Annotated in this window: 20 protein-coding genes; 4 read left to right on the top strand and 16 right to left on the bottom strand. The window is 62.0% G+C overall.

Annotation, left to right across the window (positions count from 1 at the left end):
* Positions 1-5 precede the first annotated feature (5 nt).
* Positions 6-782 (top strand): cell wall hydrolase, encoded by a 777-nt coding sequence (locus tag HK107_RS15950; RefSeq protein ID WP_173196764.1) that lies wholly within the window; start codon positions 6-8, stop codon positions 780-782.
* Here HK107_RS15950 and nadC read toward each other — a convergent pair.
* From nadC to nadA, 3 genes are read right to left on the bottom strand one after another with little or no spacing between them, the layout of a single operon-like run.
* Positions 763-1,614 (bottom strand): carboxylating nicotinate-nucleotide diphosphorylase, encoded by an 852-nt coding sequence (nadC, locus tag HK107_RS03260; protein WP_173196763.1) that lies wholly within the window; start codon positions 1,612-1,614, stop codon positions 763-765. The two genes, HK107_RS15950 and nadC, sit on opposite strands and share 20 nt — an antisense overlap.
* Complete coding sequence (locus tag HK107_RS03255) at positions 1,611-3,155, bottom strand: L-aspartate oxidase (protein WP_332871480.1); 1,545 nt, start codon at positions 3,153-3,155, stop codon at positions 1,611-1,613. Before HK107_RS03255 ends, nadC begins: the two co-directional genes overlap by 4 nt.
* Before the next feature lie 12 nt (positions 3,156-3,167).
* Entirely contained in the window at positions 3,168-4,259 is a 1,092-nt protein-coding gene (nadA, locus tag HK107_RS03250) for a quinolinate synthase NadA (protein WP_173196760.1), read from the bottom strand.
* Between the two features lie 225 nt (positions 4,260-4,484).
* Between nadA and HK107_RS03245 the strand changes: the two genes are divergently transcribed.
* Positions 4,485-7,121, top strand: coding sequence for a calcium-binding protein (locus tag HK107_RS03245; RefSeq protein ID WP_173196758.1), 2,637 nt, complete (start codon positions 4,485-4,487; stop codon positions 7,119-7,121).
* A gap of 2 nt (positions 7,122-7,123) precedes the next feature.
* Here HK107_RS03245 and HK107_RS15945 read toward each other — a convergent pair whose 3' ends face one another.
* The 12 genes from HK107_RS15945 to HK107_RS03185 all read right to left on the bottom strand — a co-directional run bounded on the left by HK107_RS15945 (position 7,124) and on the right by HK107_RS03185 (position 16,907).
* Entirely contained in the window at positions 7,124-8,062 is a 939-nt protein-coding gene (locus HK107_RS15945) for an NUDIX hydrolase (RefSeq protein ID WP_173196756.1), read from the bottom strand.
* Positions 8,063-8,105: 43 nt separating this feature from the next.
* Entirely contained in the window at positions 8,106-8,690 is a 585-nt protein-coding gene (locus HK107_RS03235) for an HD domain-containing protein (RefSeq protein ID WP_173196754.1), read from the bottom strand.
* 1,335 nt (positions 8,691-10,025) lie between these two features.
* A complete protein-coding gene (locus HK107_RS03230) occupies positions 10,026-11,144 on the bottom strand; it encodes a beta-ketoacyl-ACP synthase III (protein ID WP_173196752.1) in 1,119 nt (372 codons plus the stop codon).
* A 234-nt stretch (positions 11,145-11,378) separates the two neighbouring features.
* Positions 11,379-11,948 carry a DNA-3-methyladenine glycosylase I gene (locus tag HK107_RS03225; RefSeq protein WP_173196750.1) on the bottom strand — a complete coding sequence of 190 codons (570 nt, stop codon included), beginning with the start codon at positions 11,946-11,948 and terminating at the stop codon, positions 11,379-11,381.
* Positions 11,941-12,354, bottom strand: coding sequence for a hypothetical protein (locus HK107_RS03220; protein ID WP_173196748.1), 414 nt, complete (start codon positions 12,352-12,354; stop codon positions 11,941-11,943). The genes HK107_RS03225 and HK107_RS03220 overlap by 8 nt, the downstream gene beginning before the upstream one ends.
* On the bottom strand, positions 12,347-12,745 hold the full coding sequence (locus HK107_RS03215) for a hypothetical protein (RefSeq protein ID WP_173196746.1): 399 nt from the start codon (positions 12,743-12,745) through the stop codon (positions 12,347-12,349). Before HK107_RS03215 ends, HK107_RS03220 begins: the two co-directional genes overlap by 8 nt.
* A gap of 22 nt (positions 12,746-12,767) precedes the next feature.
* The gene (ygfZ, locus tag HK107_RS03210) at positions 12,768-13,568 is read right to left on the bottom strand and encodes a CAF17-like 4Fe-4S cluster assembly/insertion protein YgfZ (protein ID WP_173196744.1); all 801 of its coding nucleotides are present in this window, start codon (positions 13,566-13,568) and stop codon (positions 12,768-12,770) included.
* A complete protein-coding gene (locus HK107_RS03205; RefSeq protein WP_173196742.1) occupies positions 13,565-13,903 on the bottom strand; it encodes a hypothetical protein in 339 nt (112 codons plus the stop codon). Before HK107_RS03205 ends, ygfZ begins: the two co-directional genes overlap by 4 nt.
* Complete coding sequence (gene metC / locus HK107_RS03200; RefSeq protein WP_173196740.1) at positions 13,900-15,057, bottom strand: cystathionine beta-lyase; 1,158 nt, start codon at positions 15,055-15,057, stop codon at positions 13,900-13,902. The genes HK107_RS03205 and metC overlap by 4 nt, the downstream gene beginning before the upstream one ends.
* Positions 15,054-15,596, bottom strand: coding sequence for a GNAT family N-acetyltransferase (locus HK107_RS03195; RefSeq protein ID WP_173196738.1), 543 nt, complete (start codon positions 15,594-15,596; stop codon positions 15,054-15,056). Before HK107_RS03195 ends, metC begins: the two co-directional genes overlap by 4 nt.
* A gap of 157 nt (positions 15,597-15,753) precedes the next feature.
* Positions 15,754-15,918 (bottom strand): hypothetical protein, encoded by a 165-nt coding sequence (locus HK107_RS03190; protein WP_173196736.1) that lies wholly within the window; start codon positions 15,916-15,918, stop codon positions 15,754-15,756.
* The gene (locus HK107_RS03185) at positions 15,918-16,907 is read right to left on the bottom strand and encodes a cysteine synthase A (RefSeq protein ID WP_173196734.1); all 990 of its coding nucleotides are present in this window, start codon (positions 16,905-16,907) and stop codon (positions 15,918-15,920) included. Before HK107_RS03185 ends, HK107_RS03190 begins: the two co-directional genes overlap by 1 nt.
* Positions 16,908-17,032: 125 nt before the next feature.
* Between HK107_RS03185 and HK107_RS03180 the strand changes: the two genes are divergently transcribed.
* A complete protein-coding gene (locus HK107_RS03180; RefSeq protein ID WP_173196732.1) occupies positions 17,033-17,911 on the top strand; it encodes an isopenicillin N synthase family dioxygenase in 879 nt (292 codons plus the stop codon).
* 17 nt (positions 17,912-17,928) lie between these two features.
* Here HK107_RS03180 and HK107_RS03175 read toward each other — a convergent pair whose 3' ends face one another.
* Positions 17,929-18,645: a peptidoglycan-binding domain-containing protein gene (locus HK107_RS03175; protein ID WP_173196730.1), complete on the bottom strand. Its 717-nt coding sequence runs from the start codon at positions 18,643-18,645 to the stop codon at positions 17,929-17,931.
* A gap of 499 nt (positions 18,646-19,144) precedes the next feature.
* On the opposite strand from HK107_RS03175, the gene HK107_RS03170 reads away from it, so the two are divergent.
* The gene (locus HK107_RS03170) at positions 19,145-20,377 is read left to right on the top strand and encodes a flagellin (RefSeq protein WP_173196729.1); all 1,233 of its coding nucleotides are present in this window, start codon (positions 19,145-19,147) and stop codon (positions 20,375-20,377) included.
* Positions 20,378-20,400: the final 23 nt, after the last annotated feature.

Here is a 20,400-nt window from a genome sequence, read left to right as displayed (position 1 = left end):
GAACCGTGGCGACAGCTGAAACAGCAGAAGTGAAAGGCCGCAAGCGCGCCCTGACGCTTGTCTTGGCTGTGGCTGCCGCCGTGCTGACCGCCTATTTCCTCGACCGTCCTGAAGAGCTGATCGCCACGCTCGAAGACTGGGAGATCGACGTCTTCCAGGAAGCCGCGCTCGAACGAGCGGACCTCACGGATAATGGCGTCGCCAGCGCGATCGACCTCCTGAACAATGCCGGCTTCGACGGCGAGGACATCTCCACCGATCTTCTCCTGGCAGGCGTTTCTTCAGAAGCTCTGGTCCTGCCGAACTACTCGCCTTTTGAACTGGCCCCCGATCAGGAGCGCCAGAAGATGTGTCTCGCGCAGGGCATCTATTACGAGGCGCGCAACCAGCCGGTGCTGGGCCGGATTGCGGTGGCTGACGTGATCCTCAACCGCGTCGCGGACCGCCGCTTCCCGGACACAATCTGCGGCGTCGTCTTTCAGGGCCAGGGCCGCAGCTACGGTTGCCAGTTCAGTTTCGCCTGCGACGGCAGCATGAACAAAGCGCGCGAGCCGCGCGCCTGGGACAAGGCAGACAAGCTCGCGGACCTCATTTATCGCGGGTTCAGGCCTGAGCTGACGCGCTTCGCGACCTTCTACCACGCGGACTATGTCGACCCTTATTGGGCCAAGGCGTTCAACGAGACCGTCGTCGTCGGCGACCACATCTTCTACCGCCCGCCAGGCGCGATTGAGCTGGCTGCGAACCAGATGGGCATCGACCTCAGCGACGTGGCGAGCTGAGCTCCATCCCGATATCAAGGGCAGGGGCGGAGTGGGTGAGTGCACCCACGGATATGACATCCACCCCGGTTTCCGCGATGCCTCGCACCGTTTCCAGCGTAACGCCGCCTGATGCTTCGAGGATCGTCTGCCCACTGGCGATGGTGACCGCTTCTTTCAACTGATCCGTACTCATATTGTCGAGGAGTACGATATCAGGCTTCGCAGGCAGGACCTCGCGGAGCTGCTCGAGCGTGTCGACTTCGATCTCGATTTTCACCGTGTGGCCGGCAAACTCCCGGGCCCGCTCTACTGATTGAGCAAGCCCGCCGCTGGCGACGATATGGTTGTCCTTGATCATCACCGCATCGGAGAGGCTCATCCGGTGGGTCATCCCACCGCCACAGCGCGCGGCATGCTTCTGGAGAAGCCTCAGGCCCGGCAGGGTCTTACGAGTCGCAGCAATCCGCGCCTTTGTCCCCTTCACAGCCTGAACGTACTGATCTGTTAGCTGAGCAATGCCGCAGAGGTGGGTGAGAAGGTTGAGCGCTGTGCGTTCCCCCGTGAGAAGCGAAGCGGCGCTGCCTTCGACGGTCAGGAGCGCATCACCTGCGCGGAAGCGCTGCCCGTCTTCGATCCGCTGCGTCACCTTGAGAGAGGCATCGACCATCGCAAAGGCGAGAACTGCTGCATCGATCCCCGCCGCGATCCCGTCCGCTCTCGCGTTAAGGTGCGCGGTGCCGGGCTCTTCTGGCGAAATCGTCGCCATGGTGGTGAGGTCTCCGCCCTGCGCGAGGTCCTCCGCCAGCGCTTCCCTGATCAGTGGGCGCATCATTTCGTCAGGCAGTCTCATGGTCGTACTTCCTCGAAACCCACGCTGATGGTCCCGTCGGGCTTCAGATTTATAAGGGAGTGGAGCGCAGCTTCACTCGTTTCAGGATAGTCCGAGCGCTGGTGGGCGCCTCGGCTTTCCTCGCGTGCACGTGCGGCTTCGAGCACGAGGCGCGCCGTGAGGAGAGCCATCTCCTCGCCGCTTGATTGCGCCTCCTTCTGCGCCAGGTGCCGTTCAGCGTCGCGAAGTCCCGAGGCAATCCGCAGGATGCCTGCTTCGCTGGCCATCAGCCTACGGACATCGCTCAGGTCCATGGCGGGACCAATCTCCAGCGATGATTGCTGTGTTTCCGAGGGCTCGCCGACAGCGCCTTTCTCCCGGCTCAAGACCTTGGCAGCGCGGCTCCCAAAGACAATCGCCTCGAGAAGCGAATTGGAGGCAAGCCGGTTGGCGCCGTGGACCCCCGTGCTCGCGCACTCACCGACGGCAAAGAGACCCGGGAGACTCGAGCGGCCCTCCGTATCCGTCATGATGCCGCCCATATGGTAGTGTGCTGCAGGAGCAATCGGCAAAAGGTCAGTCGCGGGATTGAGGCCCGCGGCTTCGCAAGCCGCGAACACGGTCGGGAAGGCTTCCGCGAACCTGTCCCCAAGCTCTCCGCGTACGTCGAGAAACGCTGCACCTGTCCTCTTGATGGCGGAGGCCACCCCGCGCGCGACGACATCCCTCGGCGCAAGCTCCGCATCACGATGAAGCGCGAGCATGAAGCGCTCACCATCATTATCGAGGAGCGTGCCGCCCGCTCCCCTGATCGCTTCCGTCGCGAGGGGTGCCGGGTCACGCCCGACATGGAGCGCCGTGGGGTGGAACTGGACGAACTCCAGATCCCGCAAAGCCGCTCCCGCAAGGGCGGCCATGGCGATGCCATGCCCCTGGCTCGACAACGGATTGGTGGTGACGGCGTAGAGCCCGCCGATGCCCCCGGTGGCGAGGACAACGGATGACGCTTCGAACGTGACGGGCTCACCCTTTTCGATGTCCAAGGCAGACGCGCCACAGGCATTGCCGTGCGCGTCCGTGTTGATCCTGTAAGCTGCCGTTCGTTCACGGATGGTGATGCTCTCGGCAGCCTCCGCGGCTTCGGTCAGGCAGCGCATGATGGCAGCGCCAGCTTCGTCGCCGCCCACATGGACGATGCGGTCCTGACCGTGAGCAGCTTCCCGGCCGACTTTCAGCGAGCCATCATCATTGCGGTCGAAAGGGACGCCGAGCTCCGCCAAGGCTTCTACGGCATCAGGTCCATCCGTACAGAGAATGTCGACAGCGCGCCGGTCGCACAGTCCCGCACCGGCTTCGATCGTATCCGCTGCGTGAAGGGCAGGGGTGTCGTCTCCACCCACTGCTGCTGCGAGCCCGCCTTGCGCCCAAGAGGAGCTGCCCTGGCCAAGCTTGCCAGCAGTGATCACCGTGACGGGGAGCGGTCTGAGTTGGAGCGCGGTCCAAAGGCCTGCGATGCCAGCTCCAATGATCAGCACACGCCCGGTGTCACCTGAGGCCTCCACCGGGCGGGATACTTATCGCTGCTCGACGGAGATGACGTCCCCGCCATGGCCGCGGTCAAAGGCGGCAGGAAAGGAGGGGCTCGGCAAGGCGATCATCCGCTCCACGGCCTCGCGGGCACGGGCTGCGATCACCGGGTCCACCGTGACTTCGTGTGTCATCGTCTCGAGCGCCATCTGGATGCCTTCAAGCGTGATGCGCTTCATGTGCGGGCAGAGGTTGCAGGGCCTGACGAACTCGACGTCCGGGTTCTCGAGCGCCACATTGTCCGACATCGAACATTCGGTGATGAGGACCACCTGGCGCGGCTGCTCTTTGGCAACATAGCCTGACATGGCTGCGGTCGAGCCTGCATAGTCCGCTTCCTGAAGCACATCCGGCGGGCACTCAGGGTGGGCGAGAACGACGACGCCCGGATTGGCGTCGCGCATCTCCTTGATGTCGTCAGCCGTGAACTGCTCGTGCACCTCGCAAGAGCCAGCCCAGGTGATGACCTTCTTATCGGTCATGCGGGCGACGTTCTTGGCAAGGTACTGGTCAGGGATAAGGATGACCTGATCCGTGCCGAACTCTTCACAGATGTGCTCGACGACCTGCACCGCGTTCGAGGAGGTGCAGCAGATGTCGGTCTCGGCCTTCACCTCGGCGGTCGTGTTCACGTAGGTGACGACCGGCACGCCCGGATAGCGCTCTTTAAGGAGACGGACATCCGCGCCCGTGATCGACGATGCCAGAGAGCAACCTGCCTCCATCGAAGGGATCAAAACAGTTTTCTCTGGAGCGAGAATCTTGCTTGTCTCTGCCATGAAGTGAACGCCAGCCTGCACAATCACAGGTGCAGTTGTCTCGGCAGCTTCGCGCGCTAGTTGTAAACTGTCTCCCCGAATATCACCGACGCAGGCGAAGATTTCGGGAGTCATGTAGTTGTGGGCGAGGATCACCGCGCCCTTTTCGGCCTTGAGCTCGTTGATCCGTGCGATCACCGGCGCCATCAAGTCCCACTCAAAGCGCGGAATGCGTGCAGATACAAGGGGATAGAGATGATCGGTCAAAGCTCGCACCTCTTCGGGTGTCCGCGTCTCCGTACCTGTCTCGAAAGCAGCCATCGCAACTGGGCTCCGCCTTTTGCTCACAGCGAGTATATGGCTCCTCGCCTTATGCTCGACAAGAGTTTTTCTCAGGCGGAAAGTCACAGCCTGGCGAGGGTTCCCGCATCCGGGGTCTTTCCGAGGCGTAACCAACCCATCCTTGCTGTTCCAAACCGTTTACCGTTATCGCGTCCCAGTTCACATCGGGGTGAACGGGCGGACTAGGTTAAAAAGGGGGATGCGATGCTTCTCGGCAGCGCCATTTCTAACAACGCGTCTTTTTCAACTGAACACGATCAGACATCGTACGAGGTCTTCGCAGACCATCCGTTTCTCTGCCACTGCCACGGCTGCAGCCTCGATCAGGAAGAGATCGACAGCTTCGAGCCGGCATGGGGTGACTCGGTTTCCTCGGGCCCCTTCGGCGCGGTGATGACGGGCGTTTCCGAGCTCGCCAGCGACATCGTCAATGGCCCCGGAAACTTCAACTACACGATCGACGTCATCGACGCTGTGGGCTCCCTTGGTTCCTCGACGCTGCAGGCCTTCACCGAGGTCGTGGACCTTGCGATGAAGACCTGGGCCTACTTCCTCGGAGGTAATCAGGCAGGCACCCTCGATATCAGCGTGACGGTCGGCGGGACCGATGCCGTCGCTTCGGCGGGTCCGGGCGGTCTCTATTTCGGTGAGTATATCGACACCGACAATAACGGCTTCATCAACGACGGTGACTTCCGCGTTGTCCTGCCGGGATCGCTGATCGAGCTTCAGACCGGTCAGGATCTCAATGGCGGCGCTGCGGACATCGTGGTCTTCGTCAACGAGACGCTCCTCCAGAACGACTCCTTCTACTTCGGAACCGACCTCACCGAGTCTGTTCCTTCCGGGAAGATCGACTTCTATTCGGTCATGCTCCACGAGATCGGCCACGGTCTTGGCTTCATCGGTCTCAACGATGCGGTCGGCGTTTACGAGACGTCGAACTTCACCATCGACGGGCAGACCGTGAACCTCAATTACGGGACCTACCTCGACTACTACACGCGGTTCGATAGCGAAGGGATCGCCCGGTACTACGGACCGAACGCGGCCGAGGGCTATGGTGACGGCGTGCCGATCGAATTTACCACCGGTAGTTCGGGTTCGGACCTTTCGCACCTTCTGGGCAGGGCGATCGACGGATTTGACTCCGATCTGCGCCACAGCCTGATGAACCCCTTCACGGTGAACGGTGACCGTGTTGCGGTGGGCATCCTCGAACTCCTGATGCTCCAGGATTTCGGCCACACCATCGCCAACAACGGAACGATCTTCACCAACACGCTCGATGGACGCAATCTGCCAGTCGTGTCTGTCACCGACAGCGTCCGTGTTTCCGGAACGACGATCGAGTTCGATATCGTCCTCAGCCAGCAGTTCGGGAACGGTGCCGCGGCGGCATCGGTGGGCTATGAAGTTCTGGGTACGAACGGCCGGGTCACCGGCCGTGCGGTGTTCGATCTCGAGACCTCTGCGACGATTGCGCTCGACGGTGAAGCTCTGTTCGGCGCGGGCCTTTCCGGCTTCGAAGGCGGGCTCTCGATCCGGCTCTTCAATCCGGCGAACCTGACCCTGCCGAACGAGCTTTTGACGCAGGACTTCCCAATCGGCGAAGACGTTCCTGCGCCAGCGCCGCCGCCTCCGCCCCCGCCGGCTCCTGAACCGGAAGCGCCGCTGCCCGAGGCGACCTACGAAGAAGCGCCGGTCATCTCGACGGAAAACCCCATTCGCGGGATCTATCTCGATGAACGCATCGTCGGCACCCAAGGCTCGGACTTCCTGGATGGTGGGTCCGGTGACGACCGCCTCGTTGGGAAGCGGGGAGACGATATTCTGGTCGGTTCCGGCGGAGACGACCGTACGGTCTCGATCAATGGTCGCAACATCATGATCGGCGATCTCTTCCAAGGCTTTGACCTCGGCGGTCGTGACGAGTTCGATCTGGGCACGGAGCAAGACTGGATCTTCGAGTTTGAAACCGGTCAGTGGGGCGACGCGGGCGTGGACCTTCTCTCCACCGCTCAAACCTTCAGCGGCTTCAACAAGGCCTCCGAAGTGTTCTCGATGCTCGACAGGGGCATCAGCACGCTCGACGAGCTGAAGCAGCTTGCCGACATTCTGGCTACGGACAACAGCGCTGCGACATACGCTGAGCTCGTCGGGTCCTCGCTCAGCTATCATTTCGGCAATGGCCGTGCGATCCACATCATGCATGTTGATGCGGCGGGGCAGGATCTCGCAGACGTCTTCGCCGACTACCGTGCTGAAGTGACCGCTGAGGTCTCTGACGGCCTTATCGAAATCAACGGCACGCGGTACACTGACGTCCTCTTCGGTGGTGCAGCGAACGAGCACCTGATCGGCGGAGGCAAGGGTGACCTGCTCGTCGGCGGCGCTGGTCATGATGCGTACACGGGCAAAAACGGCCCTGACAGCTTTGTGGTTGGCAATGGTGCGGACACGATCACGGACTTCACCTTTGCAGGCCGCGATGTCCTGATCGTTCAGTTTGACTGGTCCTCCGTCGTATCCTCGGGCTGGGAGCAGACGCTTCGCAGCTTCACCGAGAACGGCATTCGGTCGGCGGACGACCTGCTTGCGTTCATCGACGTTCTGAACAGGGACGGCACGACCAACACGCGGGTCACGCGGTCGGACAACGACCTGTTCCTTTCCTTCGAGCGTGATGACGCAGGCCGCATTATCCATGGGGTCCGCCTCGAAGGACTCATCGGTCAAGACGGCCTGACCCTCGAAGACATCTTCGGCACCACGAATGTCGGCAACAAGTTCTCGGACGCTCAGGTCTTTGCCGAGTTCGACGACGTTCTCGTTGCCTGACGTCAGCCTGCTGACAATTTGAGGCGCGGGAGCGGAAGGCCGCTCCCCGCCTCTGCATCGACAGCGGGACCGGGCTCGTAGAGGGCTGCCGGTCTTCCTCCCGTCGCCGAGCTGGTCTCGCCTGTCTTGCTGACAAGCTCACTGCCCTCGACACCTCTCCGGAAATTCTGTTTGTGGACGGAGAAGCCTAGGATGGCTTCTACAGATACCTGCAGTGTACCGAGGGTAAAGTGTGCGGGGATAAGGTTGAAAATCACCGGCCTGTAGCGAAGCTTGCCCCGCAGGCGCCCTATAGCTGTCGCCAGGATCCGGCGGTGGTCCGAGATCATCGCTTCGCCGTGGAGGAGAGGTCCTTCGACACCGTCCCGGTCACGGTGCGCCTCGGTGACCAGCTGCGCTTCGTACATCAGCTCGTAACGGTCGAGAGCACGTTCTTCGCTCCAGCTCTGGTCTTCGCCGCAGAAGACCTGCGCAATGCGGTCGAGCTTTTCGTCGTCCCCAGCAGCCCAGTCCCGGAGCTTCTCCGCGATGTCTTCCCTGAGATCAGCGCCTTCTTCGCGTTGGTCTTCCCAGGGGAAGAAGGCGTACCAAGGGCGCCAAGCTGCGCTTTCAAGCTGTGGCTGGGTCGGTTCTGGCGAGAGGGCGAGGTAGCCGACGGAGACGATGCGGTCGGCTTCGTCACCTGACCTCAGCGAGGCGCGGGGGGCTTCGCGGCCCTTGTCGCCGAAGGTGTAGAGCTGCTCGACGTAGCCCAGCGGGACAGCCGTCTGACGCTCGACGAAGTCGCGCATGGCGAGCTCGAAGGTGCGGTGCTCCTCAGGGTCGAACCGGCCGAATGGCAGGCCCCAACCCCCGGCGCGCTTGACGCACAGCACATGCGGCTCCCCCTCGATCAGAGTGGTGAGCGCAATGTTGAGCCCGATGACCAGCCTTCTTTCCACACACTGCGTGTGGGCGTTTTTTGTGACAGCTTCAAGCGTCTGCTTAAGAACAGAGTTCCTCGAAGCGCTCCAAGTATAGCCGCTGGCTTTCTTCCGTGGAGAGAATGTCGATGGTCAGGGGGTCGACTTTTGTTGGTACGGGGAAGAACTTCTTGGCTTCCTCCACCGAAAACCCTGCGAGCTGGGTGGCTTCGAAATAGGCGCAGGCACGGTCAGCCCTCTTGATGTGCCGGTGAACCTCCGCGGGCAAGTCGGCGGGGAGGCCGAAGCGGAGGTGGATCGCTTGCTCGAGGCGCTTCTCCACGTCCTTGTAGTTGCCGCCTAAGAGCGCCTTGAAGGGCGAGATCATGTCGCCAATGACGTATTCCGGCGCATCGTGGAGGAGGGCGGCGAGGCGCCACTCCCTCGGCCAGTTGGGTTTCATCTGCACACACATGTCAAGCACGATGACCGAGTGCTGAGCTACGTTGAAAGGCAGTACACCGACAGTCTGGCCATTCCACCTCGCAACGCGCGCGAGGCCGTGGGCGATGTCCTCGATCTCCACGTCGAGAGGCGAGGGGTCGAGAATGTCGAGGCGGCGGCCTGACAGCATCCGCTGCCACGCCCTTGGCGGATTGGTGCTCATCGGACGGGGATAGCCGGGCGCGGGCGGTTCGAGAAGGGTTGGGTTTTGCAGGTCGATGCTAGCCGTTTTCCCGGCCGAGCGGAGGGAGAGCCGGGACCCATGGACTGACTGTTTCTCTGCGTGGGGAAGTCAGTCCATGGGTCCCGGATAAGCCTTCGGCTTTCCGGGAAAACGGAGAGGTCGGCACGGCTAGGCGCCCGCCGCGCTCAAGTGGCGAAGCGGTAGCGCTTAGAAAGAAGGAACCACGCGCGCGGCTGTCGCAGCGTTGGATCTTTTTGTTCTGTGCTGCGGCATGAGGCTTTCCAGGGCCGACCGCGCGCATGGGCCGGGTCTGCCTGCTGTTCGGTGAACGGCCAATCCCTAGCTCACGCCCTCCGAACGTCCGTGCTTCTTCGTTTTTATCTGCGCTACCGCTTCGCTATTTGAGCGCGTTGGTGCGCTCCCGCGAGCGGAGGCAGTCCGAAGACGGACAGTCCCGACACGAACAGAGCGCCAGACGACGGATCCTGACCTCCTGCAGTCTGCTCGATGGTGGGAGTGTAAAGGATCGAAGGGGTGGGGGCATAAGTGCTTGCTGTCATTTCGGGGCGGGCGGGGCCTGAGCTGTCGCCTGTGAATGCTATATCAAGATATTAAAGGAAGTCGGCGAGATTGGTCCTTCCCAAGACAGGGCCGCTGCCTTGCTTAAGTCCGCTGCGGCGGGGGACATCGATCACCCAATATAGATTAGTTCAGGCCATATGGTGCCTAGTAGGGCTTATCGCAGATTGGGTGGGTATCCGACTTGAAATTGCCGTTCGATGTCCACGCTGGGTTCGAAAATTTCAAGCCCCGGGCACTAGAACAAGCATTTCGAAACGAGCTTCTTTCTGGCTACTTCCCGACGACTTTCCGGGACTTTTGATCGAAATGCGTCAAGCCACCCCATATTTCCTTCCCCTGATGAGAGATGTGTCGATCGGTGAATGGCCTCATGACTGCAATCAATCCCAGAACTCGAGGTGCAATCGATAAATAAACCGTTTTCGGTTGTCTCAAATGTTTATCGCGAATTAATCGACCTATCCAATCGACGTAATTCAAAATATCATATATTTTTCCAAGTTCTTCGCTGCTGAAGGTGTGATCTGGATTCTCCCTAAGTTTTGTTACGGTTGAGTGTGTTACCTCGCGCCAACTCTCCTCCCACCGACTTGAGAAATTCTCAACAACATTCAGAGTTATCTGGAGATTTCTATCTTTACTCGCTCTACTCGAGCTGTGCAAAAGACTGATGATTGCAATTGGGATGCCAAGGATTTGAATGGCTTGCGCTATTATTTCCATTATCTTTGCCTAGCAAGCACGCACGACAATAGATCCGGCGCTGTACCCTGCGCCGAATCCCGAAATCACACCAAGCTGGCCGGCTTCCATATCGTCCTTGTACTTATGGAACGCGATGATCGAGCCGGCCGATGAGGTATTCGCGTATTCGTCGAGGATGACCGGGGCTTCTTCCGAGGACGGATCGCGGCCTAGGAGTTTCTTGGCGATCAGGAGGTTCATGTTGAGGTTGGCCTGGTGGAGCCAGAAGCGGCTGACTTCGGCCTTGTCGATGCCTTCGTCTTCGAGGTGCTCGCCGATCATCGCGGCGACCATCGGGACGACTTCCTTAAAGACCGAGCGGCCATTCTGTTTGAAGAGTTTGTCCGTCTTCGGATCGCTGAGGTCGATGACCTCGTCCTCAGGCACGTTGAGGAAGCCGAAATTGTTGCGGATATTGTTCGAGAACTGGGTTTTGAGGCGCGTCGCGAGGATGTCGAACGCGCCCTTCGGCGCTTCGCCCTCGGGCTTGCCAATGATGACGGCAGTGCAGACATCGCCGAAGATGAAGTGGCCGTCGCGGTCCTTGAAGTTGATGTGCGCGGTGCAGATCTCAGGGTTGATCATCAGCACACGGCGGGCACCGGTTTCTAGAAGGCCAACGGCCGTCTGGATGCCGAAGGAGGCGGAAGCGCAGGCGACGTTCATGTCGAAGCCGTAGCCGTCGATGCCGAGGGCGTCCTGGATCTCGACAGCCATCGCCGGGTACTGGCGCTGCATATTCGAGGCGGCGCAGATGACGGCGTCGATGTCCTCAGGGCCGAAGTTCCCGCGCTCCATCGCGTCCTTGGCCGCCTTCACGCCCATCTCGGCCATGACCGAGAGTTCCGTATTCGGACGGCTTTCGAAGTTCGGGCGCATGCGCTCGGGATCAAGGGGACCGGTCTTGTCGAGGACGTAGCGCGACTTGATGCCCGACGCCTTCTCGATGAACTCGGCGGAGGAGGGCTCCAGCTGCTCGCCGTCAGGGTTCTCCGCGTTCCACTTGGCCACATAGGCGTTGTAGGCCTCGACGAGCTCCTCGTTGGAGATCGACTGGTCAGGCGTGAAAAGGCCGGTGGAGAGAATGCGGGCAATGGCGGGCTTCATGGGACCTCGCTGGGAATGTTCGTTGAGTGGCACGCTTGTGCGCCTCTGTGCGAGAGGGATCAACCGTGGGTGGGTCTCAACGGGTTACGGATTGTGGAGGAGCTGACCTCTCCCACCGGAAGAGGTCGGCATCTTTGATGCCGCGTGAGGGCAGGCGAGGGCGTAGCGTTTCCAGACCCTCACCCGAAGCCTGATGGCGCAGCCTTCGACCTCTCCCGGAGGGAGAGGTGGGGCTCAGGACAGCTCGGCATGCCGGAAGCAAGACGTCAGATGGTCATTGGTCATGCCGACAGCCTGGGCGAAGGCGTAGACGATGACGGGGCCGCAGAAGGTGAAGCCCCGCTTTTTCAGGTCCTTGGCCATCTTCTCGGAGATGGGCGTCTTGGCGGGGACGTCTTCCATTCGCTCGAAATTGGGCTGGAGGGGTGCGCCGCCCCAGTAGCTCCAGAGCCATTCGGAGAAGCTTTCCTTTTCCATGACCTCCAGCCAGCTTCGCGCGTTCTTGCGTGCGCCTTCGATCTTGAGGCGGGAGCGGATGATGCCTTTGTTCTGCAGGAGCGCGTCGATCTTGCGCTCGTCCCAGCGGGCGATCTTTTCAGGCGAGAAGCCGTCGAATGCCTCGCGGAAGTTCTCGCGCTTGTAGAGGATGGTCCGCCAGGAGAGGCCCGCCTGAAAGCCGTCGAGGATCAGCTTCTCGAAGAGGGCGCGGTCGTCATACTCCGGCACGCCCCATTCGGTGTCATGGTAGCTCTCGTAGAGCGCATCGCCAGGGGTGGGCCAGGGGCAGCGGATGGGGTCAGTCATGGCTCTGTTCCTGATCCGCTGCGCGGCCGGTGTTCTGCCAGATGGCGAGTGCTGTCACCGCGCCGGTCACGCCTGTGAGCACTGAAAGCACGTGATACCAGACGGTGTCGGCAGCCAGATAGTCCTTCAGATAGAAGCTGGCGGTCAGGGCAATGATCCCGCCAGGGACAGCGGCCATCCACCAACGCGGCTTGCCCACGGCGAAGAGCGCAATGCCGATGGGCACAGCTGTGAGCAGCAGGAGGAGGCCTGATGCGATGAAGCCCATGACATAGAAGATGAGGCCGAGCGAAGGTTGAAGCACGAAGACGACGAGGAGCGGCAGCGGCGCGGCGAGGGCTGCGATGACCAGCGTGAAGAGGAGCCTGAAGGCGAAGCGTATCGGGTTGCTGCCGCGATCAGCCACGGGCGTATCGTGAGTAGGTGAAGAGGGAGCCGCCGCCCGTCCTCTTCCAAACGTACCAGCCTGCGATTCCGGCTGAGGGGCCGCATGCGACTCCTAGAAGATGGATGAGCGAAAGATCTGCCGGATTCGCGCCAAAGAAGACTAGATTGGCCGCGAACGAGATTGCGGCTCCGACCGCCACGGCGCCCCACCAGCTTGGCTCACCGAAGAGCAGAAGAATGAGTGCCGCGGGCAACCCAGCGACGAGGACGGTCACCGCGCAAAAGATTATCGCGCCGAAAAAAATGGCGATGCCCAAGGGAAAGTTTAACGGCAGCAGGATGAGCATCGGAGCGGGCGCGGCAAGGGTCGCCGCGGCGAGGCATAGCGGGAGCCGGAAGACGAGCGGCATGGGCCTCTCAAGCTGTGCCCCATCACCCAAGGTAAGCCGGCTTCCGGATCTTCAGCCTCAGGTCGAAGCCCTTGTGGAGGGCGAAGCATTCGGCGCCTTGCAGGCGGTCGAGGCGCATGACGGCGAGGCCTTCGCCGCCGATCATGGAGGTGACCGTGCCGACGATGCCGCCTGGCTGGCGGAGGGTGGTGCCGCGGGGGAGGTCGGCGTCGCCGTAGACCTTGAGGGTACGCTTGCGGATCTCGCCGCGGCGGAACATCCGGCTGGCGACTTCCTGGCCGACGAAGCAGCCCTTCTTGTAGTCGACGGCGCCCATCACATCGAGATTGACGTCCATCGGGAAGACGTCTTCGGATTGGTAGTCGAGGCCGAACTCAGGGATGCCGAGGCGGCGCATGAGCTGGAAGAAGCTGGGGCTCTTGGGACCCTGAACGAGCGGGCCGAGGGTGAACCAACGCTTGCCGAGGCCGTCCATGCGGGGGTCGGAGCCTGCATCCTCCGGCGCGAGATTGTCCGGAGCCACGAAGACCCCTCCCGGCACTTTCTCGAAGGTCGCCTTCGCGCGCATCTTGTACATGTTGAGCTGCTTGGCGAGCGGAGCGCCGCGGCCCTGGAACACGTCGATCAGGAAGCCATTGGTCAGGCGGTGCAGGTACATGACGTCCAGCACCTTGCCCTGAGGCGTCAAAAGGCAGCCATAGGCGATGTCGCCCGGCTGCTTGCCCGAGATGTCTACGGAGAGAACGCTGTTGAGGAGTTGCTCCGCATCAGGCCCTTCGGCGTTGATGAGGTCCCGTGCCAGAGCCGTCGGTTTGAAGCTCATGGCAGAGGCAGCGTCTCCGTCTCGACCGGGGTGGATCGGCCAACCGGTGTGAGCTCAAGCACGGTGTCCTTGGCGCCCAGCGGGATGGTGACGTCCAGGGCCTTGTAGCCTGTCTTGCCGACCGTGACGGTGACCACCCGGCCATAGTCCACGCGGCAGGGCGTCAGGCACTCGCCGTCGGGATGTGCGAGGGTCGCGCCGGTCGGGACGGTATCGATGATCGTGCCGGGCACCGGGGCCTGACCGCGCGGCCGCGCGAAGCTCAAGCCCTCAGGGAGGACGGTTTCGCAGGAGACCAGCGCGAAGGCCGCAGCCAGTGCGATCGCTCGTTTCATCCCTTGGCCTCCCTGTTCGCCCGCTCGAATGCCTGATCGAGGTCTTGGGTTAGATCCTCTATCGCTTCTAATCCCGCATGAAAACGCAGGAGTTGTCCTTCACCCTCGCCCCACACGGTTGCCGAGCGCGAGAAGGCCGGCCACGCAGGAAGACAAAGGCTTTCGAACCCGCCCCAGCTATAACCGAGCCCGTATAGATGGAGTGAGTCGATGAAGGTCCTCACATAGGTTTCATCGGCTGATTTGAGCACGACAGAAAAGAGCCCCGATGCGCCGGTGAAATCGCGCTTCCAGAGGGCGCGCTGGGGGTGGCTTTCGAGGGCCGGATGGAGAACCCGCGCGACTTCCGGCCTCTCTTCTAGCCACTGCGCAAGGGCGATCCCTTGGGCCTCGTGCTCGGCAAGGCGGGTATGGAGCGTCCGCATCCCGCGCAGGACCTGATAGGCATCGTCAGGCGAGGTCGCGTTGCCGAGGAGCTGGGCTGTCTTGAAGATACGGTGGGCGGTCTTCTCGTCCCGGCTGGCGATGGTGCCCATGAACACGTCGGAATGGCCGCCGAGATATTTCGTGGCGCTCTGGATGGAGATGGCTGCGCCGAGGGCCAGCGGTTTGAGGTAGTGGCCTGCGCCCCACGTGTTGTCGATCGAGACGGGAATTTCGCCCGCAGCCTCCACGATGGCGGGGATGTCCTGAAGCTCGAAGGTGAGGGAGCCGGGGCTTTCGGTGTGGATGAGGGCGGTCTCGGGGCGGATCAGCTCCTTGATCCCGCTGCCGATCAGCGGGTCGTAATAGCGGACCGAGACGCCGCGCTTTGCGAGATACTGGTCCGCGAAGCTGCGCACCGGGTCATAGGTGCTGTCCGTGATGAGAATGTCCGTACCCGGCTTGGCGAAGCTGAGGATCGCAAGGTTCACCGCCGAGAGGCCCGAGGGCGTGAGGGTGACGCCTGCTGCGCCTTCGAGGCTGGCGATAGCGTCTTTGAGGGCCGTGTGCGTATCGGTGCCGTGGCGGCCGTAATATTTCGGTTTGTTCCTTGCGCGGAAGGAATCATAGTCCGGGAACATCACAGTCGAGCCGCGCTCTACCGGGGGGTTCACCATTCTGAGGCCGTCATGGGGGCGGCCATTGTGGCATAGCTTGGTCTCGTCCTTCATCCGCGCCACTCAATGAGGCCCCTGGCCTGGTCGTAGATGGTGAAGCCCTCGCGCTGGTAGAGCCTCAGCGCGCGTGGGTTGTCGAGGCTGCAGGTCTCGATGATGACCCGGCCGCGACGGAACTGCCACGCCAGTTCCGTCACCTCACGGAAGAACCAACGACCAAGGCCGAGGCCCTGCGCCTCGGGGAGGAGGCCGAAGAACTTGATGGCCGAGAGACCCTGGGCGCGGTTGTCGATCTCGCCATAGCCGATGGGCGAGCCGTTCGTGTAAAGAACATAGATATGCACGTCGGGGTCGTGGATGTGCTTTTGCAGCTCCTCATCGGGCATATAGCGCCGGGAAATCCAGCGGTGAGGCTCTCCGATGGTGTTGAAGAGGAAGCGGTAGAACGAAATCGGCGGCTCTTCTGCGCGCATGAGGGCCAGCTTGCGCGCGGGCATGGGGAGGGGCGTCTGCTCCCGCGGGGCCTTTTGCTCGAGGTAGTGGATTGTGACTTCATGCCGTTCGAGCACGGATGATTTGGGCGAGGCGCTCATTCTGCTGCCTCCGTCTCTCCCTTGGGAGAGACCGGCATCTTTGATGCCGAGAGAGGGGCGGGTGCGGTTGGGCATTGACCCGGCGCCGAAACCCCTCTCCCCAAATCGGAGATTTGGACCTCTCCCAAGGGAGAGGTTTTAGCCGCGTACTGATAGCTCACGAACCCCTCCGCATGATGAGCCACAGGACGACGCCCTGCAGCGCGAAGAGCCCGCAGAGCATCCAGAACTCATCAGGCACCGCGCCGTCCGCCATGAAGTACCAGGCGACGAGGGCGATGCCCCACAGGAGGAAAGCGAGACGGGAAATGCGCCAGATCATCAGCCCACCATCCATTTCGGTACGGGGAGGTCCTTCTCCTTCAGCCATTTGGGGTTGAAGAGCTTGGACTGGTAGCGGTTCCCATAGTCGCAGAGGATGGTGACGATGGTGTGGCCCGGGCCCATCTCCTTGGCGAGGCGCACGGCGCCCGCGACATTGATGCCTGCGGAGCCGCCGAGGCACATGCCTTCTTCTTCCGTGAGCTGATAGACCCATTCGAGGGCTTCGGCGTCGGGGATACGGAAGGGCTTGTCGACGGTCAGGCCCTCGAGGTTGGCGGTGATCCGGCCCTGGCCGATGCCTTCCATGACGGAACCGCCTTCGGTGGCGAGTTCGCCGTTCTTGTAATACTCGAAGAGCTTCGCGCCATAAGGGTCTGCGAGACCGATGGTGATGTCGGGCTTCCGTTCACGGAGGGCTGTGGCGACGCCCGCCAGCGTGCCGCCTGAGCCGACCGCGCAGATGAAGCCGTCGACCTTTCCTTCCGTGTCACGCCAGATTTCGGGGCCTGTGGTCCTGATATGTGCCTGGCGGTTCGCGACATTGTCGAACTGGTTGGCCCAGATCGCATTCGGCGTGTCGTTCGCGAGGCGCTCGGAGACGTGGATGTAGTTGCCGGGGTCGGCGTAGGGCTTGGCGTCGACCTCGATCAGCTCGCCGCCGAGGAGCTTGATCGCGTCTTTCTTCTCCTGGGACTGGGTGCGGGGCATGACGATCTTCACGTCATAGCCCTTGGCCTTGCCGACCATGCAGAGGCCGATGCCCGTGTTGCCTGCGGTGCCTTCGACGATGACGCCGCCGGGCTTCAGCTCGCCAGCCGCCTCGGCGGTTTCGACGATGGAGAGGGCGGCGCGGTCCTTCACCGACTGGCCGGGGTTCAGGAACTCCGCCTTGCCGAGGATGGTGCAGCCGGTCTCTTCGGAGGCGCGGCGGAGCTTGATGAGCGGCGTGTTGCCGATGGCGTCGAGGACGGAGGCGTGAACTGTCATGGGAGCGACTTAGGCAGAACCACCGGGAGAGAGAAGGGCCTGCAAATCTCTGCTGCAGTGCGTAGAATCCCTATGCGGCTTCCCGGGGTCTGGCGGGCTGGCGCGGGAGGCGCTAGCGGGCGGGCATGACTTCAGCAGTACCCCAGCTCTCCCTTGCCGAAGGGATCGACGCCGACCTTCTCTACTCCGCCCTCAAAGAGACGGGCTTTGTCGTGGTGACCGACCACGGGATTGATTTGAGCCGCCTCCACGACGCCTATCAGGTGGTGGAGCGCTTCTTCGCCCTGCCTGTGAAGGAGAAGCAGCGCTTTGTCGTCGGGAAGGACGGCCAGCGCGGCTACACGGCGTTTGGCCGGGAGAATGCCAAGGGCAATCCCGTGCCTGACCTCAAGGAATTCTGGCATGTGGGCCGCGAATGGATCGCGCCGAACGTCTGGCCGGAGAAGCCCGAAGGGTTCGAGCGCGAGGTGGCATGGCTCTATGACGAGCTCGACCGGGTGGGGCTCGACCTCCTGCGGGCGCTGACGAAGCCGCTCGAGGTGCCTGCGTACACGTTTGATGAGATGGCTGAGGGCGGGAACTCTGTCCTCAGGCTCCTGCACTATCCCCCCGTGGCTGAGGATGCCGATCCTGGCGCCATCAGGGCTGCGGCGCACGAGGATATCAACCTCATCACGCTCCTGGTCTCAGCCTCGACGGCAGGCCTTCAGCTTCTCGATAGGGATGGCGAATGGCGTGAGGTCGATGCGCCTGCGAATGCGATCATTGCCGATGCTGGGGACATGCTGGCGCGGATCACCAATGGGGTGATCCCGGCGACGACCCACCGGGTGGTGAACCCCGAAGGGCCGAACATCTCGCGCTATTCGATGCCGTTCTTCCTGCATCCGAAGCCGGAGGCAGTTCTGTCGGTCTTCGACCAGTTCCGGGACGGCTCGGAAGCGGAGGACATTACCGGGGCCGACTTCCTGGCGGAGCGCCTCAGGGAAATCGGCCTCAGCTAAAGAGGAACGGTGGCGGCTTAGTTGCCACCGCCGAGCGCAGGCTTCACCGGCTCCATGTCGATCGGCGCGAGCGGCGTCGGGACTGAGGTGCGCGGCTGCTGGGCTTGAGCCTGCGGACGCGGCTGCTGGGCCTGGCCTGCCTGCTGCGGGCTGAAGAGCGCGTAGAGCGAGATGGCATCCGGGAAGCCGGTCTCAGGAACGCCGACCTGCTTCTGGAAGGCGCGAAGGGCGCTTTGCGAGCCCGGACCGAAATCGCCATCGACGGTGACTGACTGGCCACGCTCTTTGAGGGCGCTCTGCATCCGGCGGACGACAGTGGGGTAGAGGTAGCGCTGCTGCTCGCCGACCTTGATGACTTTCGGCTGCTCGGCCTTCTGGATCCGTTCGCGACCAAGGCCGTTCACGACCTGCGTTGCGGCCATGGCGACCGGCTGGTCAGGCATCTGCGAGCACATGCCTGCAAGGGCGTTCACGAGAAGCGCATCGCCCTGCCAGCTGACAAAGTCATAGGTCTCGTCGACCAGCATGTTTGCGGCACTCAGGTAGCCCGTGAACCACGCCATGACGAGAGAAGCCTCGGGCTTGTTGCCCTCCGCCATCTCGATGAAGTTCTTGCAGGGAAGAAGGCCGATGCCTTTTACTGCGTAACGGCCGTCCGCGTCGCCTGCCTGGGCGCCTGCGGCCAGCATGGGAAGAATTGCTGCTGCTGCTGCCAGCGTGCGTTTGATCGACATGAAAACCTGCTCCTGAGGGCCTTGTTCGTCCTGCCACACGGCCGCGTACCCCCGCGCGCTGCCGTGACTTGCCGTGTAGACCATGGAAGTTAGCAGACTTCCACCGCCTTGAAGGTTGGAAATTGGCAAGGCGAGAAGCAACGGAAGCGCGATCTTTGGCGTGACCGACCTCACAAACCGGTCAGGCTTTTCGAATGCTTGGTGAACGCTTGCCCTTGGGAACAGTGAAAAGGGGCGGTTAACGGCCGCAATCTCGGAGGGTGTCCAAAAAGCGCCGGGCGCCACGCGGTTGGGCCTCCTATTGCTTCAGAGAAGAGCAGATCGCGGATAACGTGGTTACCGAACCTGGTTGATCCTGCACGCGGAGCGAGAGCCCTCTCTCATCAAGGTTGATCGAGCTTTTCGGAGAAGTCCCGAATTCTCAGGGACATCACAAGGCCCTGTTGCGAACCGTTACCCATCCTTTGCCCAACCTTCGGCAGCAAATCTCAGGGTTGATATGCAGATCAATTTCAACTCGGCTTCGAACGCGGCGCTCCAGCAATTGCGTTCGATCACGGCAGATATCTTCAGATCACAGGCGCGGATCACGACGGGTCAGCGTTCGGTAGCGGAGGATCCGTCGCGCTATGCGCTCTCCCAGCGGTTCGCTTCCGATGTGGTGGGTTATGACGCTGTGGGTTCGTCGCTGGCCCTGGGGCGGCAGGCGGTCGAGGTCGCGATCGCCGGGGCAGAGGGGCTCAACGGTCTCGCCGCGAAGATGAAGGATGTGATCCTCCGGGCGAACGAACCGGCAGCCGATCTCGATTCCCTCGACGCTGAGCTTACCAGCCTGAAGCGGCAGTACCGGACCATCGTCAACTCGACGACGTTCAACGGCCAGAACCTCCTGATCAATGATGACCCGATTGAAGCGCTGTCCGGGATTGCGCGTCAGTCGGACGGCACGATTGAGACCAACAGCTTCACCGTGAACCGGCAGAACTTCCTGTTCGAAGTGCTGACCACGGTTGGCTCCGATCCGGGCACACCGATTTCCGGGGTGGCCGTGAGCGGCGATGGCTCCATTGCGGCGGGGGATAGCGCGACAATCACGGCGACGGATTACAGCCCCACCGCGGGGGATGAATTCAAGGCTGAGATCAACGGCACGACCTACAGCTACCAGGTGCAGGCAGGGGACAGCGCCGCCGACGTCTTCACCAACTACCGCCAGGTGATCGCCAATGGAGCCGCCATTGAGCTCCAGAACATCAATGCGGACTATCAGCAAACGCAAGATCCGTTCTTCCCTCTGACCGGCTCAAGGTTCGATACGATCGAGATCCGCAACGACGAGACCTCGGCCATCACGATCAACCTCTCCACGGTGGCTGCGGGGACGGGAAATCCCGGAACGCAGGTCCTGACGTCGCGCATTGATGAGCTGTCGGTTTCCGATACCGATCAGGCTGCACAGGCGCTGAACGATATCGCGGATATTCAGGACGGCATCATTTCGAAGACCTCGACGCTCGGTACGACCCTCAGCAGGTTCGAGATCCAGGAAGACTTCGTCGCCACGCTTTCAGCGACCGCCGGGGCTGCGGCTTCGCGGCTGACCGACATCGACATCGCCGCCGAGAGCGTGCGGCTGGAGGAGGCGCAGTTCCGCTATGAGCTGGCGCTGGCGGGGCTCGATGCCGTGGCGAGAAGCCGGGCGTCGATCCTGCAGCTGATCCGATCGTTTTGAGGGAGACCGGACGACGATCTTAC

It is taken from the genome of Parvularcula mediterranea (genome assembly GCF_013085255.1).
Taxonomy (GTDB): domain Bacteria; phylum Pseudomonadota; class Alphaproteobacteria; order Caulobacterales; family Parvularculaceae; genus Parvularcula; species Parvularcula mediterranea.
Note: the sequence above shows the minus strand (reverse complement) of the source record. Positions and strands in the feature narration are given on the sequence as shown.

Coding starts and splice junctions, on each gene's coding strand:
- HK107_RS03230 (WP_173196752.1), bottom strand. CDS start 11,144: ATGAAGCCCGCCATTGCCCGCATTCTCTCCACCGGCCTTTTCACGCCT.
- HK107_RS03190 (WP_173196736.1), bottom strand. CDS start 15,918: ATGATCTGGCGCATTTCCCGTCTCGCTTTCCTCCTGTGGGGCATCGCC.
- HK107_RS03225 (WP_173196750.1), bottom strand. CDS start 11,948: ATGACTGACCCCATCCGCTGCCCCTGGCCCACCCCTGGCGATGCGCTC.
- HK107_RS03245 (WP_173196758.1), top strand. CDS start 4,485: ATGCTTCTCGGCAGCGCCATTTCTAACAACGCGTCTTTTTCAACTGAA.
- nadC (WP_173196763.1), bottom strand. CDS start 1,614: ATGAGACTGCCTGACGAAATGATGCGCCCACTGATCAGGGAAGCGCTG.
- ygfZ (WP_173196744.1), bottom strand. CDS start 13,568: ATGAGCTTCAAACCGACGGCTCTGGCACGGGACCTCATCAACGCCGAA.
- HK107_RS03185 (WP_173196734.1), bottom strand. CDS start 16,907: ATGACAGTTCACGCCTCCGTCCTCGACGCCATCGGCAACACGCCGCTC.
- nadA (WP_173196760.1), bottom strand. CDS start 4,259: ATGGCTGCTTTCGAGACAGGTACGGAGACGCGGACACCCGAAGAGGTG.
- metC (WP_173196740.1), bottom strand. CDS start 15,057: ATGAAGGACGAGACCAAGCTATGCCACAATGGCCGCCCCCATGACGGC.
- HK107_RS03215 (WP_173196746.1), bottom strand. CDS start 12,745: ATGCCGCTCGTCTTCCGGCTCCCGCTATGCCTCGCCGCGGCGACCCTT.
- HK107_RS03170 (WP_173196729.1), top strand. CDS start 19,145: ATGCAGATCAATTTCAACTCGGCTTCGAACGCGGCGCTCCAGCAATTG.
- HK107_RS03235 (WP_173196754.1), bottom strand. CDS start 8,690: ATGAGCACCAATCCGCCAAGGGCGTGGCAGCGGATGCTGTCAGGCCGC.
- HK107_RS03195 (WP_173196738.1), bottom strand. CDS start 15,596: ATGAGCGCCTCGCCCAAATCATCCGTGCTCGAACGGCATGAAGTCACA.
- HK107_RS03175 (WP_173196730.1), bottom strand. CDS start 18,645: ATGTCGATCAAACGCACGCTGGCAGCAGCAGCAGCAATTCTTCCCATG.
- HK107_RS03205 (WP_173196742.1), bottom strand. CDS start 13,903: ATGAAACGAGCGATCGCACTGGCTGCGGCCTTCGCGCTGGTCTCCTGC.
- HK107_RS03180 (WP_173196732.1), top strand. CDS start 17,033: ATGACTTCAGCAGTACCCCAGCTCTCCCTTGCCGAAGGGATCGACGCC.